The 16,708-nt window shown below is 64.6% G+C and carries 14 protein-coding genes and 1 pseudogene; 11 read left to right on the plus strand and 4 right to left on the minus strand.

The genetic code is table 11. The features are described 5' to 3' along the window. Positions 1–214, plus strand: a pseudogene (locus H1B27_RS31340) (histidine ammonia-lyase); the annotation flags it as partial. Positions 215–224: 10 nt separating this feature from the next. Beyond that, the gene (gene hutU, locus H1B27_RS31345) at positions 225–1,892 is read left to right on the plus strand and encodes a urocanate hydratase (RefSeq protein ID WP_197968700.1); all 1,668 of its coding nucleotides are present in this window, start codon (positions 225–227) and stop codon (positions 1,890–1,892) included. Between the two features lie 260 nt (positions 1,893–2,152). Here the strand turns inward: hutU and H1B27_RS31350 are convergent, their stop codons facing one another. Further along, positions 2,153–2,788: a TetR/AcrR family transcriptional regulator gene (locus tag H1B27_RS31350; protein WP_197968701.1), complete on the minus strand. Its 636-nt coding sequence runs from the start codon at positions 2,786–2,788 to the stop codon at positions 2,153–2,155. 254 nt (positions 2,789–3,042) lie between these two features. Between H1B27_RS31350 and H1B27_RS31355 the strand changes: the two genes are divergently transcribed. Genes H1B27_RS31355 through H1B27_RS31390 form a run of 8 tightly spaced genes read left to right on the plus strand, consistent with a single transcriptional unit; the run spans position 3,043 to position 11,403 of the window. Then, on the plus strand, positions 3,043–3,903 hold the full coding sequence (locus H1B27_RS31355; RefSeq protein WP_197968733.1) for an FAD binding domain-containing protein: 861 nt from the start codon (positions 3,043–3,045) through the stop codon (positions 3,901–3,903). Further along, positions 3,900–4,421: a (2Fe-2S)-binding protein gene (locus tag H1B27_RS31360; protein WP_197968702.1), complete on the plus strand. Its 522-nt coding sequence runs from the start codon at positions 3,900–3,902 to the stop codon at positions 4,419–4,421. The genes H1B27_RS31355 and H1B27_RS31360 overlap by 4 nt, the downstream gene beginning before the upstream one ends. Continuing rightward, the gene (locus H1B27_RS31365; protein WP_197968703.1) at positions 4,418–6,793 is read left to right on the plus strand and encodes a xanthine dehydrogenase family protein molybdopterin-binding subunit; all 2,376 of its coding nucleotides are present in this window, start codon (positions 4,418–4,420) and stop codon (positions 6,791–6,793) included. Before H1B27_RS31360 ends, H1B27_RS31365 begins: the two co-directional genes overlap by 4 nt. Positions 6,794–6,815: 22 nt before the next feature. Further along, positions 6,816–8,057, plus strand: a complete 1,242-nt coding sequence (locus H1B27_RS31370; RefSeq protein WP_197968704.1) for an ABC transporter substrate-binding protein — start codon at positions 6,816–6,818, stop codon at positions 8,055–8,057. Positions 8,058–8,068: 11 nt separating this feature from the next. Beyond that, the gene (locus H1B27_RS31375; RefSeq protein ID WP_197968705.1) at positions 8,069–8,944 is read left to right on the plus strand and encodes a branched-chain amino acid ABC transporter permease; all 876 of its coding nucleotides are present in this window, start codon (positions 8,069–8,071) and stop codon (positions 8,942–8,944) included. Continuing rightward, the gene (locus H1B27_RS31380; RefSeq protein ID WP_061883497.1) at positions 8,941–9,939 is read left to right on the plus strand and encodes a branched-chain amino acid ABC transporter permease; all 999 of its coding nucleotides are present in this window, start codon (positions 8,941–8,943) and stop codon (positions 9,937–9,939) included. The genes H1B27_RS31375 and H1B27_RS31380 overlap by 4 nt, the downstream gene beginning before the upstream one ends. Next, positions 9,936–10,691 (plus strand): ABC transporter ATP-binding protein, encoded by a 756-nt coding sequence (locus tag H1B27_RS31385; protein WP_061883496.1) that lies wholly within the window; start codon positions 9,936–9,938, stop codon positions 10,689–10,691. Before H1B27_RS31380 ends, H1B27_RS31385 begins: the two co-directional genes overlap by 4 nt. Further along, positions 10,684–11,403: an ABC transporter ATP-binding protein gene (locus tag H1B27_RS31390; protein WP_197968706.1), complete on the plus strand. Its 720-nt coding sequence runs from the start codon at positions 10,684–10,686 to the stop codon at positions 11,401–11,403. The genes H1B27_RS31385 and H1B27_RS31390 overlap by 8 nt, the downstream gene beginning before the upstream one ends. Positions 11,404–11,505: 102 nt before the next feature. Here H1B27_RS31390 and H1B27_RS31395 read toward each other — a convergent pair whose 3' ends face one another. From H1B27_RS31395 to H1B27_RS31405, 3 genes are all read right to left on the minus strand, one after another. Then, on the minus strand, positions 11,506–13,515 hold the full coding sequence (locus H1B27_RS31395; RefSeq protein ID WP_197968707.1) for a putative bifunctional diguanylate cyclase/phosphodiesterase: 2,010 nt from the start codon (positions 13,513–13,515) through the stop codon (positions 11,506–11,508). A 295-nt stretch (positions 13,516–13,810) separates the two neighbouring features. Next, positions 13,811–14,089, minus strand: coding sequence for a TonB-dependent receptor plug domain-containing protein (locus tag H1B27_RS31400; RefSeq protein WP_197968708.1), 279 nt, complete (start codon positions 14,087–14,089; stop codon positions 13,811–13,813). 63 nt (positions 14,090–14,152) lie between these two features. After that, positions 14,153–15,268: a hypothetical protein gene (locus H1B27_RS31405; protein WP_197968709.1), complete on the minus strand. Its 1,116-nt coding sequence runs from the start codon at positions 15,266–15,268 to the stop codon at positions 14,153–14,155. Positions 15,269–15,487: 219 nt separating this feature from the next. On the opposite strand from H1B27_RS31405, the gene H1B27_RS31410 reads away from it, so the two are divergent. After that, positions 15,488–16,456, plus strand: a complete 969-nt coding sequence (locus H1B27_RS31410) for an IS1595 family transposase (RefSeq protein ID WP_197968734.1) — start codon at positions 15,488–15,490, stop codon at positions 16,454–16,456. The last annotated feature ends 252 nt before the right edge of the window (positions 16,457–16,708 follow it).

The following is a 16,708-nucleotide window of genomic DNA, read 5'->3' on the forward strand; positions in this document are numbered from 1 at the left end:
CGCCGCGCAAGGCATCACGCTGCGTGCGCCGCATGCAACGAGCGCACCGCTGGCTGCCGTCATCGCCGCCTTGCGCGAGCAGGTCCCCTCGCTGGGTACAGATCGCTACATGGCTGGCGATCTCGCCAAGGCCGCGGCGCTGGTCGAGGCCGACGCGCTGCCGGCTGCTGCGCGCGCGCAGCTTCCCACCGATCCGTTTCCGAGACTCGCCTGAAGAGGTCCGCATGAACCATCGACTGGACAATGATCGCACCATCCGGGCCCCCCGCGGCAGCGAGATCAGCGCCAAGAGCTGGCTGACGGAAGCGCCCTTGCGCATGCTGATGAACAATCTCGACCCTGACGTCGCGGAGCGTCCGAGCGAACTCGTCGTCTATGGCGGCATCGGCCGCGCCGCGCGCGACTGGGAGAGTTTTGACCGCATCGTTGCGGCCTTGCGCAAGCTTGATGGCGACCAGACGTTGCTGGTCCAGTCGGGCAAGCCGGTCGGTGTGTTCCGCACCCATGCCGACGCACCGCGGGTGCTGATCGCCAATTCCAACATCGTGCCGCATTGGGCAACGCTCGACCATTTCAACGAGCTCGATCGCAAGGGCCTGATGATGTACGGCCAGATGACGGCGGGCTCCTGGATCTATATCGGCAGCCAGGGCATCGTGCAGGGCACCTACGAGACCTTCGTCGAGGTCGGCCGGCGTCATTACGGCGGCAGCCTCGCCGGCAAATGGATTCTCACGGCCGGCTTGGGAGGCATGGGCGGTGCGCAGCCGCTCGCGGCGACCATGGCCGGAGCTTCGATGCTCGCGGTCGAATGCCAGCCGAGCCGCATCGAGATGCGCCTGCGCACCGGCTATCTCGATCGCCAGGCCGCAACGCTCGACGAGGCGCTCGCGATCATGGCGGACGCCGCGAAGACGAAGAAGGCGGTCTCGGTCGGCCTGCTCGGCAATGCCGCCGAGATCTTCCCGGAGCTCGTTCGCCGCGGCGTCAAGCCCGACATCGTCACCGACCAGACCAGCGCGCACGATCCGATCAACGGATATTTGCCGAAAGGCTGGACGCTCGCTGAGTGGGAGGCCAAGCGCACCTCCGATCCGAAGGGCGTTGAGCGCGCCTCAAAGACCTCGATGGTCGAGCACGTCCAGGCCATGCTGGATTTCCACGCGCAGGGCATTCCGACGCTCGACTACGGCAACAACATCCGCCAGATGGCGCAGGACATGGGCCTGAAGAATGCCTTCGATTTCCCCGGCTTCGTCCCTGCCTATATCCGCCCCTTGTTCTGCCGCGGCATCGGACCGTTCCGCTGGGCTGCGCTCTCGGGCGATCCCGAGGATATCTTCAAGTCCGATGCCAAGGTCAAAGAGCTGATGCCCGACGACAGGCATCTGCACAATTGGCTCGACATGGCCAAGCAACGCATCAAGTTTCAGGGCCTGCCGGCGCGGATCTGCTGGGTCGGCCTCGGTGATCGCCATCGCCTCGGCCTCGCCTTCAACGAGATGGTGGCGCGCGGCGAGTTGAAGGCTCCCATCGTGATCGGCCGCGATCATCTCGACAGCGGCTCGGTGGCGAGCCCCAATCGCGAGACTGAGGCGATGAAGGACGGATCGGACGCAGTCTCCGACTGGCCCCTGCTCAATGCGCTGCTCAATTGCGCCAGCGGCGCGACCTGGGTGTCGCTGCATCACGGCGGCGGCGTCGGCATCGGCTATTCCCAGCACGCCGGCATGGTGATCGTGGCCGACGGCACGCCGGAAGCTGCTAGGCGCATCGAGCGCGTGCTCTGGAACGACCCGGCCAGCGGCGTCATGCGCCACGCCGACGCGGGCTACGAGATCGCGACCGACTGCGCCCGTGACAAGGGGCTCGATCTGCCGAGCTTGGCATAATGGCTGTAGCTCTACCTCTCCCCTCTGGAAGCGGGGCTATCGCATTTGACTTGTGGTGATGGCTTGCGCGCACGCCTCGTCCTTCGAGACGGCGCTTACGCGCCTCCTCAGGATGAGGCTCATCAGCATCAGTGCCCGTTGAAACGGCTGCCGCGCACTGCGCCCTCATCCTGAGGAGCCCGCCTCAAGCGGGCGTCTCGAAGGATGGCCGCAGGGAAAAGCTCTCATATGCGATAACCCTGCCTCTGGAAGGGGTGAAGTCAAACGCCGAGCCGGGGCGTATTGCTTACCAGTCTTGGCATCGTCGTCTTCGCGCCGTCCATGAAAGTCTGGACGGCGTCTCGGACGATGGCGCCGAGATCGGGCGGGATCGGCGTCGCGTAAATGAACTTGCGGATCGCGAGATAGAAGATGCGGCCGTGCAGGCCCCAGAACAGCTCGGTCTCGCGTTCGCTCAATGGGTGAGCTTTTGGGTCGGGCAACTTCAGCTCATGACGCAGCTCGGCGGCCGCCGGCTCGATGACCTCGCGGCGGACGATGTCGAGATAGCGGCTGGTGATGCCGAACGACTTCATGCCGGAGAACACGAAGATCCGCACCCAATTGTACTCGAACACGCGTTCGACATAGTCGAGATAGAAACGCGTGAGCCGGGCCTCCAGCGGCAAAGTGCGGTCGCGGATCATCGGCCCCCAATCGGGTGACCAGCGGCTGAGATAGACTTCCTGGTAGACCCGCTCGATCAGCGCCTCCTTGCTGGGGAAGTGACGGTAGATCGCCGAATGCGTGATGCCCATGCGCTTGGCGAGCTCGCGGGTCTGGCCTTCGAAGCCGCGCTCCGCAAAGAACCGGATCGCCTCGTCCACGATCGCGCGCTCCCGATCCGCCGCGCGCATGTTGCGGCGCTTTGGCGCAGACTTGTTGCCTGTCTCGGTCCGCTTGTGGACCGGTCGTTTCGCGGTTCTCTGCGCTTTTCGGGCCATTTCGTCGCTGAATCGTGCGTCTCGGTGCCTTCATAGCCCAAGGCGCATTTGTGACCAAATGGTCATTTCCTGTTGACCGCCTCCCGGCGGCGTGTCAGGATTTTGAGACCAGATGGTTACAAATCTGGCTCCCGGCTGATGAGCCGATGGATTTCGAGGAAACGGCAGTGAAGGCGAGGGCTTTCAGCTATTTTCGTGCTGCGACGATCGACCAGGCGCTGGACGCTCATGCGCGCGCCGGGGACGATGCGCGTTTCATCGCCGGCGGCCAGAGCCTCGTGCCGGCGCTGTCGCTGCGGCTGCAGGCGCCGCGGCTGCTGATCGACATCACGCACATTGCCGAGCTGCGCGGCATCGGGCGCGAAGGCGCCTATTTGCGCATCGGCGCACTGACGCGCCACTGCGAGATGCTGACCGAGCCGCTGATCGCGGAGTTTGCTCCGCTGCTGCATGCCGCCGCACCCTTCGTCGCCCATCCCGCGATCCGCAACCGCGGCACGTTCGGGGGCAGCGTCGCGCTGGCCGACCCGGCCTCCGAATTTCCCGCGATGACCTTGGCGCTGGATGCCGAGATCGAGATCGCAGGTGCCTCGGGCAGGCGGCGCGTGAGGGCCGATGAGTTCTTCATCGACCTGTTCGAGACGGCATTGCAGCCCGGCGAACTGATAACGGCCATCTACGTTCCGCTGTTCAAGGCCGATCAGCGCTTTGTGTTCGACGAGCTGGCGCGGCGGCGCGGGGATTATGCGCTGGTCGGTTGCGGCATGCTCGCGACTTTCGCGAGTGATCGGATCGACGACATCCGCATCTCCTTCTTCTCCGTCGGCAATAGGCCGACGCGGGCGAAAGCCGCTGAGGCGGCTTTGATCGGCTTCGGCCTCGATGCGGAACATATCGCTGCCGCGCAGGCCGCGCTCGCGGGTGATCTCGCGCCGCCCGAGAACGACGAGGTGCCGCCTGCGATGCGCCTGCACCTCGCCCGCGTGTTGCTTGGCCGCCTGCTTGGACGTCTCGGTGAGGGCGCATGAGAGGCTTTGACGAAACCCTGCTGGACGAGGCCGATGAGACTGTGCGGGTCCGCTTCGTCGTCAACGGCCGCAAGGTCGCCTGCGAGGTTGCTCCCCGCGAGACGCTGGTTGATTGCCTGCGCGACAAGCTCGAGCTGACGGGCACGCATGCCGGCTGCGAGATGGGAGCCTGCGGCGCCTGCCTGGTGCAGGTCGACGGCCGCGCCGTGCACTCCTGCCTGATGTTCGCGGTGCAGGCCGACGGCGCCAGGATCGATACGATCGAAGGGCTCACCGACAGCGGGGCGATCGCCGACCTCCAGGCCGAATTCCATCGCCGCAACGCGCTGCAATGCGGCTTCTGCACGCCAAGCATGCTGATCAACGCCTACGAGCTGCTCTCGCAGGTGGCACAACCGAGTCGCGAGCAGATCCGCGACGCGCTGTCGGGCAATTATTGCCGCTGCACCGGCTATGAAGCCATCGTCGATGCCATCGACGCTGTCGCCAAAGCACGCAGCGCCGGAGGCGCGAGATGACGGCGCCGCTGACCTCGCTCGACCGCCCGAACTCCTACATCGGCCGCTCCCTGCCACGGCCGAATGCCAAGCGCCTGCTCGCCGGGCGCGGGCGCTATGTCAGCGACCTCCGTCTGCCGCGCATGCTCTATGCTGCGTTCTTGCGCAGTCCGCATGCCCACGCCAAGATCGTCTCGATCAGGACCGACGAGGCGCGCGCGCTGGAAGGCGTGCATCTCGTCGCGACGGGGGCGGATCTCGCAAAGATCTGCACGCCCTGGACCGGCACGCTCGATCATTTCAAGGGCATGACCTCCGCGCCGCAACTGCCGCTGCCGCTGGATCGCGTGGTCTGGGCCGGACAGGCAGTGGTCGCCGTCGTCGCCGAGAACCGTGCGACTGCCGAGGATGCGCTGGAGCTGATCGAAGTCGATTACGAGGATCTTCCTATTGTCGTCGACATCGACGTCGCACGTGAGGCCGGCGGCCCGCTGGTCAATCCCGGCACCGCGAGCAATATCTGCTTCCGCAGCCAGATCGACAGCGGCAAAGTGGATGACGCCTTCGCGCATGCAGCCCATGTGGTGGAGGAGGAGATCACCTTCGGTCGCCATACCGCGGTGACGCTGGAGCCTCGTGCGATCGTCGCCGACTACGATCCCGCCGCCGGCATGCTCACCGTGCATCATGGTACCCAGACGCCCTACCAGTTCCAGGACCTCTATTCGCGGCACTATGGCATCCCGGAAGCGCGTGTTCGCGTGATCGCGACCGACATCGGCGGCTCCTTCGGCATGAAGCTGCATGTCTATCACGAGGACATGGCGGTGGTCGGCCTCTCGATCCTGCTCGGCCGCCCCGTGAAGTACGTCGCCGACCGCATCGAGTCGTTCGTCTCCGACATTCACGCCCGCGACCACCGCGTCCGCGCCCGCATGGCGCTCGACGCCAAGGGCGAGATTCTCGCGATGGACGTGCTGGATCTGACCGCGATCGGCGCATTCTCGACCTATCCACGCACCAGCGTGGTCGAGGGCAACCAGGTGATCCGCCTGATCGGCGCGCCCTACCGCTTCAGGAACTACCGCGCCACGCTGGAGGTGATCTTCCAGAACAAGGTGCAGACCAGCCAATATCGTGCCGTCGGCCATCCCATCGCCTGCGCCGTTACCGAGCGCATGGTCGATATGGCGGCGGTGAAGCTCGGCCTCGATCCTTTCGCCATCCGCGCGCAGAACGTGATCCCCGACGATGCCTATCCTCAGACCTCGCCGACCGGTTACCGCTTCGAGGCGCTGTCGCATCAGGCCTGCCTGAAGCGCCTGCATGAGCTGATGAACTATGAGGGCCTGCGTGCCGAGCAGGCGGAGTTGCGCAAGCGCGGCATCTATCGCGGCATCGGCATTGCCACCTTTGTCGAGATCACCAACCCCAGCCCGGCATTCTATGGCGTCGGCGGCGCGCGCATCTCCTCGCAGGACGGGGCGATCGTCAGCCTGACGCCGTCGGGCGAGGTGCGTTGCCTGATCTCGGTCACCGAGCAGGGGCAGGGCACCGAGGCGATCATCAGCCAGATCGTGGCCGATCAGCTCGGCCTTGCGCAGGAGCACGTCAAGGTCATCACGGGGGATACCGAGGTGACGCCGCATGGCGGCGCCACCTGGGCCTGCCGCGGCGCCGGCATCGGCGGCGAGACCGCGCTCCAGGCCGCGCGCGCGCTCAAGCGCAACATTCTGGAGATTGCGGCGCTCATCCTTCAGGAGCAGCCGTCGGCCCTCGACATCGTCGATGGCGATGTCGTGGACGCAGGCACGCGGAACCAGCGCATGCCGATCGCGGAGATCGCGCGCATTGCCTATTTCCGCTCCGATACGCTGCCGCCGGGCACGCAGGCGCAGCTCACCGTCAGCCATCATTTCGCGCCGCAGGGCTATCCCTTCGCCTTCACCAACGGTGTCCAGGGCTGCTCGCTGGAGGTCGATGTCGACACGGGCCTCATCAAGCTCCTGAAGCATTTCATCGTCGAGGATTGCGGCCGCGTCATCAACCCAATGCTGGTGGACGAGCAGCTGCGCGGCGGTATCGTGCAGGGGTTGGGCGCGGCGCTGCTCGAGGAATGCCGCTACAGCGAGACCGGACAGCTCGTGAACGGCTCGCTCGCAGACTACCTCGTGCCGATGCCGATGGAGATGCCCGACATCGTCATCGCCCATGTCGAGACGCCGACCGCCGACACCGAGCTCGGTGCCAAGGGGGTCGGCGAGGCCGGCACCGCGGCAGCGTCCGCCTGCGTGCTCAATGCCGTCAACGATGCGCTCGCGCCGTTCGGTGCCGCCGTCAATTCGATTCCGATCACGCCCACCAAAGTCCTGAAAGCCCTGAAGCGTTTCTAGAAAAAAACAGTTGGAGGAAATCATGCCAAAATCCGGTTCGACCCCGAAGATAACCCGCCGCACCGCGCTCGCCGGCCTCTCGGCCGGCGCGGCCCTGCTCGCCATGCCGCGGCTCGGCCGCGCCGCCGACGAGACGATCCGCATCGGCTTCCCGACGCCGCTGACCGGGCCGTTCGCCGCCGAAGCGCGCGACCAGGTCAAATGCGCCGAGCTCGCGGTGAAGCTCGTCAACGACAAGGGCGGCATTGCCGACCGCAAGGTCGAGCTGCTGGTGCGCGACGACAAGCTGAATGCCGGTGAAGCCGCGACCCGCACACTCGAGCTGATCGAGAAGGACAAGGTCCATGCCGTGGTTGGCGCGCTCTCCAGCGCGGTGCAGCTGGCGGTCAACGAGGTCACCCGCGCTCGCGGCGTGATCTACGTTTCGATCAGCCAGTCCGACACCATCAATGAGGCCAAGGATTTCAGCAAATACACCTTCCACGAGGCGCTGAACCCGCACATGACGACATCAGCCGTGGCGCGGCAGACCCTGAAGAAGGGCATGAAGGTCGCCCATCTCGTCGCCGATTATGCCTACGGTCACGAGATGCTGCGCGGCTTCAAGCGCGCGCAGGCCGCGATCGGTGCGGACAGTGTCGGCGAGATCCTGCATCCGTTCGGCGCCGCGGACTACTCCACCTTCATGCCCCGCCTGATGTCGATGCGGCCGGACGTGCTCTGTATCTCGAATTTCGGTCGCGACCAGGCCAATGCGATCAAGCAGGCCGTGGATTTCGGCGTCAAGCAGCAGATGAAGATCGTCGTGCCTGTCATCCTGCACAATCAGCGTCTCGCCGTCGGCCCTGACGTGTTCGAGGGCGTGGTCGGCGGCGCCAATTATTACTGGGGCCTGGAGACGCAGAGCAAGTCGGCAGCCGCCTTCAACACGGCGTTCAAGGCTGCCAATGGCGGCGCGATCCCGACCGACTATGGCGCCTACGGATATTCCGGCGTCGGATCGTTGCTGGCTGCCATGCAGGCCGCCGGCGGCACCGACACCGACAAGGTCGTCGTTGCCCTGGAGAAGCTGCAATACGATTTGACCAAGGGTCCGCAGCACTACCGCAAATGCGACCACCAATCGGTGCAGTCGGTGCTGGTTCTGGAGTCCAAGAAGAAGTCCGCCATGGCAAATGAGAACGACCTGTTCGCGATCCTGGCCAACGACGCGGGCGCCGACGACATGCTGCGCAGCTGCAGCGAGCTCGGCCACGCGACCTGAAGCCTGTCACGATGGACCTGTCGCTGATCATCATGCAGCTTCTCTCCGGGATCGCCCTTGGGGCGGTCCTGGTGATCACTGCGCTTGGGCTGACGATCGTGTTCGGCATGCTCGGGGTGGTGAATTTTGCCCACGGCGCGCTGTTCATGATCGGGGCCTATGCGGGGCTGTATCTGGCATCGCTCACCGGAAGTTTCTGGTGGGGGCTGCTGCTCGCCCCCATCTTGATCGGCGCCTTCGGCATGCTGATCGAGTTCGTGCTGATCAGGAGACTGTATGGACGCTCGATCGACGACCCGCTGCTGCTCACCTTCGGCCTCAGCTACATCCTGGTCGAGGGGGTGCGCATCGTGTTCGGCAGCGACGGTATTCCTTTTCCGACGCCGCCGCAGCTGATCGGCGTGCTCGATCTCGGCATCGGTTTCTTCCCGCGCTACCGCCTGTTCGTCATCGTGCTGGTGGCGGTGGTGCTGCTGGTGCTCTGGCTGACGCTGGAGAAGACCCGCGTCGGTCTGATCGTGCGCGCTGGCGCGCGCGACCCGACCATCATGCAGGTGCTCGGTGTCGATATTGGGCGGGTCTGGCTCGCGATCTTCGGGCTCGGCGTCGGGCTTGCCGCGCTCGGCGGCGTGCTCGCCGGCCCCATGCGCAGCGTCAATCCCGAGATGGGCTCGCTGGTTCTGGCGGAAGCCTTCGTGGTGACCGTCATCGGCGGGCTCGGCTCGATCGTTGGCGCGGTCGTCGCCGGTCTCATGGTCGGCGTATCCATCAGCATGGTGGCGCTGTTCGCGCCGGAGATGGCGACCATCGTCATGTTCGCGCTGATGGCGGTGGTGCTGCTGATCCGCCCGCAAGGCCTGTTCGGTGTGAGAGGGAGGACGGCGTGACGCTACGTTCGAGCGGCGAAGCGGTCGCCAAACCTGCCTCCAGCGGGCTCGGCTGGCTGCTCGACCAGCGCGTGCTCCTCTCGATTGCCGTGCTTGCCTTGCTGCCCTGGCTGCTGCCGTCGAAGGCGCTGGCCGTCAACGTCCTGATCTACGGCGTCGTGGTGATGGGCTACAATCTGCTGTTCGGCTACACCGGGCTGCTGTCGTTCGGCCAGGCTGCGTTCTTTGGTGCAGGCGCCTATTTCACCGGCATCGCGATCGGACGCTACGGCATACCCTGGTTCGCCGCCGTACCGATCGCCGTACTCCTCAGCACCTGCCTGGCCGCCGCGATCGGCATCGTCTCGACGCGCACCCGCGGCATCTACTTCTCCATGGTGACGCTCGCCTTGGCGCAACTCGTCTACTACGTCGCGCTCCAGGCGGCCTCCTTCACCGGCGGCGAGAATGGGCTGCGCGGCTTCACGGTCGACCGCATCAGTCTGTTCGGCCTTCAGGTCAATTTCCTCGATCCCGTCAACAAGTATTACGTGCTGATGGCCTTCGCGGCGTTGGCGATGTGGTTCCAGTCGCGCATCCTGAACTCACCTTTCGGGGCCGTCATCGAGGCGATCCGCGAGAACGAGCAGCGGGCACGGGCCTGCGGCTATGACGTCGAACGCAGCAAGCTGGTCGTGTTCATGCTATCGGGTGCGATCTCATCGCTCGGCGGCTGCATGCTGGCACTGCATCTGTCCATCGTGCCGCTGGACATCCTGCACTACCAGACCTCGGGCATGATCGTGATGATGGTGCTGCTCGGCGGCGCCCGCAGCTTCTTCGGGCCCTTCGTTGGTGCTGCCAGCTTCCTGATCCTGGAGGACGTGATCTCGCTCTGGACGCCACATTGGCAAATCTTCGTCGGCGCGATCTTCGTGCTGTTCGTGCTGTTCCTTCCCAAGGGCATCTGGGGTACGCTGCTCGATGCGCTCGGCGTCGGAAAGGTGCGGCGATGAGCGGCGAGCTGCTTCGCGCCGAAGGCATCGGCAAACGCTTTGGCGGCTTCGTCGCGCTCGAAGACATCACCGTTTCGTTCGCGGCCGGCCAGCTCACCTCGATCATCGGTCCGAACGGCGCCGGCAAGAGCACCTTCTTCAACATCCTCTCGGGCGCGCTGACACCGACCTCGGGCAAGCTGCACTTCAGGGGACGTGAGCTGAACGGGTTGCCGCAGCACCGCTTCGTGCATCAGGGCATCTCGCGCTCCTACCAGATCACGAACATCTTTCCGGATCTGTCCGTGCACGAGAACGTGCGCGTGGCTGCCCAGGCGCTGATCGTGAGCTACGACATCTGGCGCAACCGCGCCCGGCTCGCTGAACTGGATTCGCGCGCAGACGCCGCGCTCGACGCAGTCGGGCTGCTGGCCAGGCGGAACGGATTGGCGAAATTCCTGTCGCATGGCCAGCAGCGCGCACTGGAGATCGCGATCGCACTGGTTTCCGAGCCGGAATTGCTGCTGCTGGACGAACCGACTGCCGGCATGGGGCCGGAAGAAACCAAGGACATGGTCGCTCTGCTCGAGCGCCTCGCCGAGAAGCGCACCGTGCTCCTGGTGGAGCACAAGATGAAGATGGTGCTGGGACTCAGCAAGCGCGTGGTCGTGCTGCATCACGGCCGCCTGCTGGCGGACGGCGCGCCCGACGAGATCAGGAGCAATCCGGAGGTCCGCCGGGTCTATCTCGGACAGAGTGAAGGCTATGGCTGAGACCGCGCTGCTCGAAATCGACGATCTCCATGCCTGGTATGGCGCAAGCCATATCCTCCACGGCATCTCCCTGCACGTGAACCGGGGTGAGGTGGTCGCCCTCGTCGGCCGCAACGGTGCCGGCAAGACGACGACCTTGCGGGCGATGATGGGCCTGATGCCGAAGGCGGCGGGCCGCGTGCGCTTCGCAGGCAGGGAGCTGTTGCCGCTCCGTGCGCATCAGCGCTTCCACCTCGGCCTCGCTTACGTTCCCGAGGAGCGCCGCATCGTCCCCGGCCTGTCCGTGCGCGAGAATTTGCGGCTCGGTCTGGTCGCGGCCGGCGGCGATATCGAGGAGCGCACGGCGATCGACGAGATCGCCGAAACCTTCCCGCGCCTGAAGGAACGTCTCGATCAGGAGGGCGTGACGCTCTCGGGCGGAGAACAGCAGATGCTGGCGATTGCGCGCGCGCTGATCGCAAAGCCGAAGATGATCCTGCTGGACGAGCCCTCGGAGGGCATCATGCCTGTTCTCGTCGAGGAGATGGGCGTGCTGTTCCGCCGCTTGCGCGACGAGGGCAAGACGCTGCTGCTGGTGGAGCAGAACGTCGAGTGGGCGCTGCGGCTGGCTGACCGCGCCGTCATTATTGATCAAGGCGAGGTCGTGCATCAAAGCAGCGCGGCGGCGCTGCTCGCGGACAAGGATATCCAGGAGCGCTATTGCGCGGTGTGATTATAAAGCGCGATGAGATTGGATCAATCGTTCATCGCGGTTTAAGTTGTGTTTGAGCATGATCTCTTCGGAAAACCGCTGCGCACTTTTCCGGATCATGCTTCAGGCCACGACCTTCGCCCCGGTGCCTTCGAGGCGCTGGCTTTCCTTCGCCAGATAGTCGCCGATCGCATCGGCCGGCATGGGCTTTGCGAAATAGTAGCCCTGGATGAAGTCACAGCCGAGCCGGCGCAGGCTGTCGAGCTGGGCGCGGGTCTCGACTCCCTCGACGACGCAGGCGATCTCCATGTCGTCGCACAGGCCCGTGAGCGACTTGATGATCTTGTGGCTCACTGGATTGTCGTTGATGTCGGAGACGAAGCTGCGGTCGATCTTGATCTTGTCGAGCGGCAGCCGGTGCACATGGCTGAGCGAGGAATAGCCGGTGCCGAAATCGTCCAGCGAGACGCCGCAGCCCATCGCCTTCAGCGTCGCGATCGACTGCTGCGCGCGCACGAAGTCGAAGGTCACGGCGGTCTCGGTGATCTCGAAATCGATCCGGCGTGGCGGCATTCCGCTCTTCTCGATGATGGAGATCAGCGGCAGGATGCCTTCGGCCGCGCAGACGTCATGGGCCGAGAGGTTGAACGAGAGTCGAATGTGGTCGGGCCAGGTCCTGGCGGTGGCGAGTGCGCGCACCAGCAGCGCCTGGGTCAGCGGCCGGATCAGACCGATACGCTCGGCGGCCGGAATGAAATCGGCCGGGGAAACCATGCCGAGCCGAGTGCTGTGCCAGCGCGCGAGAACCTCGAACCCGGCGGTGTACTCGCTCATGGCGTCGACGATCGGCTGGAACACCAGATCCATCTCGGTGCTGAAATCGGCCGTGCGCAGCAGGTTCTCGATGACTCCGCGACTGCGGATCTCGGCCTCGAGCTCGCTCGAGAAGATCACGGTGCGGCCGCGCAGATTGCGCTTGGCGTGATAGAGCGAGTAGTCGGCGCACTCGTATAGTGCTTCCGACGTGGCCGCAGAGTCCGGAAACGATGCGAATCCGATCGAACACGACAGCCCGGTGTGGGCGGTATCGAGCTGGTAAGGCAGCTTGACCTGGCCGCCGATGCGTTCGCCCAGCCGCATCAGATCCGCATCGTCTGGGTCGCCGCACACGATGAGGCCGAACTCGTCGCCGCCGAGCCGGGCGAACTCCACGCGCTGCGGGCCAAAGCCCTCGCAGACCTCGCGGATGCGCCGGCCCGCCTCGATCAGGACGCGGTCGCCGACCGAGTGGCCGTAATTGTCGTTGATCGGTTTGAACCCGTCGAGATCGATGATGCCGACCGCGACGCGAACGTTCCTGCGCTCGGCATCTGCGAAGGCACTCGACAATTCGGCGAAGAAGCGGCGGCGGTTCGGCAGCTCGGTGAGGGTGTCGAGATTGGCAAGTCGAAAGTTCTCGTCCGAGAGCGCCTGTGTCGCCGCCTGTTGCGCCAGCAACGATTTGCGGCTGGCGACGAGATCGGCGAAGTCGCGATAGTAGATGAACAGCACCGTTACCATCGCGCCGGAAACCAGGAGGTTGTTGACCGCGATCGCCTTCAGCGTCGGCTCGCCCGTGGCGAAGAAGAACAGCACATAGGGCACGTCGACGATCAGCGTCACGATCAGCGCTGCCGAACGCAGATGCATCAGCGTGAAGATGCAGCCGATCACGGTGACCGCCATGTAGAACGCGACCTGGCTCTTGGCGAAGGGATCGCCATAAGGGTAGAGTGCGAAGGACCAGGCGGTGAAGCCGGCGCCGATCGGCAAGGTCAGCCAGTTGGTGGCGCGCAGATTGCGCAGGATGTCGGCATCGCTGCGCACGCAGCGGCGCTGGCGCAGCCACCAGAAGGTCCGCAAGCCTGCGAGCACGGCAAGCGCGCTCGGCACGATCATCGTCAGCCAGTCCGGCGCCACGTTCACATACGTATAGGCCACCGCGATCGTGTTGCTGATAAGGATGAAGTAGAGCAGCGGGATCTGCTTGGAGAACGCGTCGAACTGCGCACGCGTCAGGTCCGGGTTATCGGCCGGTACGCGAAACAGCCGCGTTGCGGCGGCAAGATGAGACTTCAAATCGGCAACAGGCATTGAAATACGAGCCCCGGATCCCCTGAAAACGCGGGCGATCTTGCACGGCGCGGGTAAAGGGCGCGTTAGATCGGGCGGCGCGCGGAAGGCCAGCACAGGTTGCGCGCTACCTCAGGACTTTCCGGCCGCGTGCAATTGGTGAGGCCGCGTTAAGGGTATCCAGCGCCAAGGGCAAGTGTTCTCGGCCAAGCTGTCCGCCGCAGCTACAGCCCGCTGACCATGGTGCTGGCCGGTGCGCGCGTCCCGGTGCTTGTCGTTTTGATCGGCCGGTTGCCGTCGCTCGAACGTGTATGCTTCAGCGCCCGATCGTCACGCCGGCGGTCGAGCGCATGGCGTCCCGAAGGCTGGTTGCCTTCTTGTCGTCGAGCACCTGCCGCGTCAGCACGGTGGTCTGGCCGGGCGTGTCGAGGATCGTCTCTCCGCGCGAGGAAGAGAGCCGATCGGCCTTATAGGGCGCGGCCGGATCGGTGGCGGGAATGGCCGTGGCTGCGGGACGCGGCCGTTTGCCGGCGGCGAGCGCTGGCTGTGAGATGGAGAAGGCGATCACGACCAGAAGCAACGGCCTTGCGCGCATGTGCGATCTCCCATGTCGGGACTTCAGGCTAGCACATCGGGAGCGTGGTCGCAGAAGAAAGGATCAGGCGAGAACAGCCTGACGCTCCCGCGTCGGTTCACGGACGCGGTCGATGTTCCGCGGCTCGGCGAGTCGCGTAAAGCTGCGATGGCTCGCCTGCGCAGGTGCCTCGACGATGACGCCCTCGCAGACGATCTGTCCGCCGAGCATCCTGAATTCCAGCTTGTCGTAGCGCGGCATTGTCTCGCCGGGTGCCGGCGGCAGCAGCCCGACGCTTCCCTGGATGTTCAGCGTGGCCTCGCCGTTGCCGTGAAGCCGCGGATTCCACATACGGATTCCGGTCTCCGCCCAGCGCTGCCGGATCAGCGCGGCGCGGTCGGCGGGCTCCGCGGCTCTCGCGCGAGCTTTCGGTGCGCTGCGGATCTCCGGAGCAGGAGACTCGAGCGGCGGAGCCGGTTCGATCTCGATGGCGACGCTGGCTGACTCGTTGGCCGCCGTCGCAACGGCTGTGGCGAGCGGGACATCGTTTGCAGGGGGCGGCGCGACCTCGACGACGAGCGCCGGGTCGCTGTCGGCTCCGGCTTCAGAGACAACAGCCGCGACGCTCTCGACGACGACCGGGATCGCTTCGACGGCGACCGTTTCGACCTCGGCGGAAACGTCGGGCGAGGGGGCAGCCTCGATAACGGCATCAGGGATGTCAGTCGAAGCGGTCGCAACGTCTGATGATGAAACCACAACCTCTTCTAAGACGACGGAAACGATTTCGGCGGGAGATGCATCGCCAATGGTGGCGAGATCAGCGTCCGCAACCGGCTCGTTCTCCGCGTCGGTCGGTGAAATCAGGACCTCCTCGGCGACTGGCGGCGTCTCGGGCGCCTCGACTTCCGTCACTGCCTCCGGAGGTGAGTCGTCGCTGATACGGATATCGTCGGACGGATTCTCCGCGACGACAGACACAGCCGTATCCGCGGCCGGAGCCTGGGTGGCGGGGGCAGCGTCGTCGCGCACCGGGTCGGTGCTGATCTCGGTGGTTGGAGCTTGAGCAGTGGCGGCGGCATCTTCGATGATGGCGGCCGAAGCACCTGTGGTGACCGGCGCGAGGTCAATGCTGTTGCTGTGCGGCAAGGGCCGAAGTCGGGTAAACGCCCAGTTCACCGCAGGGATGCGGCGCAGCAACGATATCAGTCTCGAAAGCACTGGGAGTTGTCCAAGGTGTACTCGGCGTGAGGCAATCGCTGATTCGCCAGCAATGTGAAAACCTGCCCCGGCCGTCACACCCGTGTCAATGTAGGGAGGACCAATGGCGATTATATACTTGACACCACAAGGCACGAAATGTAGAAACGGGCATCAACTCGGAACGAGCCCATGCCCGCCGCCAAGCCGCCCATCAAGATCGCCAGCTTCAACGCTCCCCACTTCCAGAGCGTTGAGGCCGCGCGGGCCTATCTTGAAGCCCTTCGCTGGGGTTCTGAGCGCGTCTGTCCGCACTGCGGCACCGTGAACGCTTCCTTTGCGACCAAGAAGCCCGGCGTCTACCGCTGCGGCTCCAAGGGCTGCCGCAAGGACTTCTCCGTCACCACCAAGAGCGTGATGGAAAGCAGCCACATCAAGCTCAACGTCTGGCTTCAGGCGTTCTATCTGATGGCGTCGAGCAAGAAGGGCGTTTCGGCCCATCAGCTCCACCGCACGCTCGGCATCACCTACAAGTCGGCTTGGTTCCTGTCCCATCGTATCCGTGAGGCCATGCGCGCGGGCGGCTTGCTGCCGCCCATGGGGAGTAGCGGCAAGCCGGTTGAGGTTGACGAGACGTTCTACGGCTTCCTCGAAGGTCAGCCGAAGAAAGGCCGTCGCGATTGGTCCAACAAAAACGTCATTCTCACGCTTGTGGAGCGCGGTGGTTCTGCCCGCAGCTTCCACATCGATGGCACGCGCACCGGCGACATCATGCCCATCCTCCGCGCCAACCTAAGCCGTGAGGCCAAGCTGATGACGGACGAGGTCCCCGCGTACAAGGTCATTGCCGACATCGAAAAGCTGGACCACGAAACGGTCAACCACAGCAAAGACCAGTACGTCCGCTATTGGAACGAGGTGACGGACAAGAAGGACGGCAACGGCAAGCCCGTTGTCGAAACCACTGTCATCACCACCAACACGGTCGAAGGCTACTATTCGATCTTCAAACGCGGCATGAAGGGCATCTATCAGCGCTGCGCTGAGAAGCACCTGCACCGCTATCTGGCGGAATTCGACTTCCGCTATTCAAACCGCTCCGCGCTCGGCGTTGAGGACGGGGAACGTGCAAACCTTGCCGTCAAAGGCGCGGCTGGCAAGCGTCTGACGTATCGTCAATCTCACTAAGACCGATCTGTCACGGCTGGCGCGGCGCTTTGTAAAGTGGCGTGCAAAGAAGTATCCACAGCCTAAGCGCAAGCCCATACGCGTTAAATACTGGCGCACCCGCTGATATCCACAGCACTGGACAAATGCGGAACTTTTGGGACTCCCGCGCGAATCACTGGTAAATTGCAACCCGAGTCGGGAGGCGCTCCGCCAAGAGCAACCTCCCGATCCTGCCAATTTCAGCTAGGGGCTGACGGCAGGCTTTGGTCG

Origin of the sequence: Bradyrhizobium diversitatis, from assembly GCF_016031635.1 — a bacterium.
GTDB lineage: Bacteria > Pseudomonadota > Alphaproteobacteria > Rhizobiales > Xanthobacteraceae > Bradyrhizobium > Bradyrhizobium diversitatis.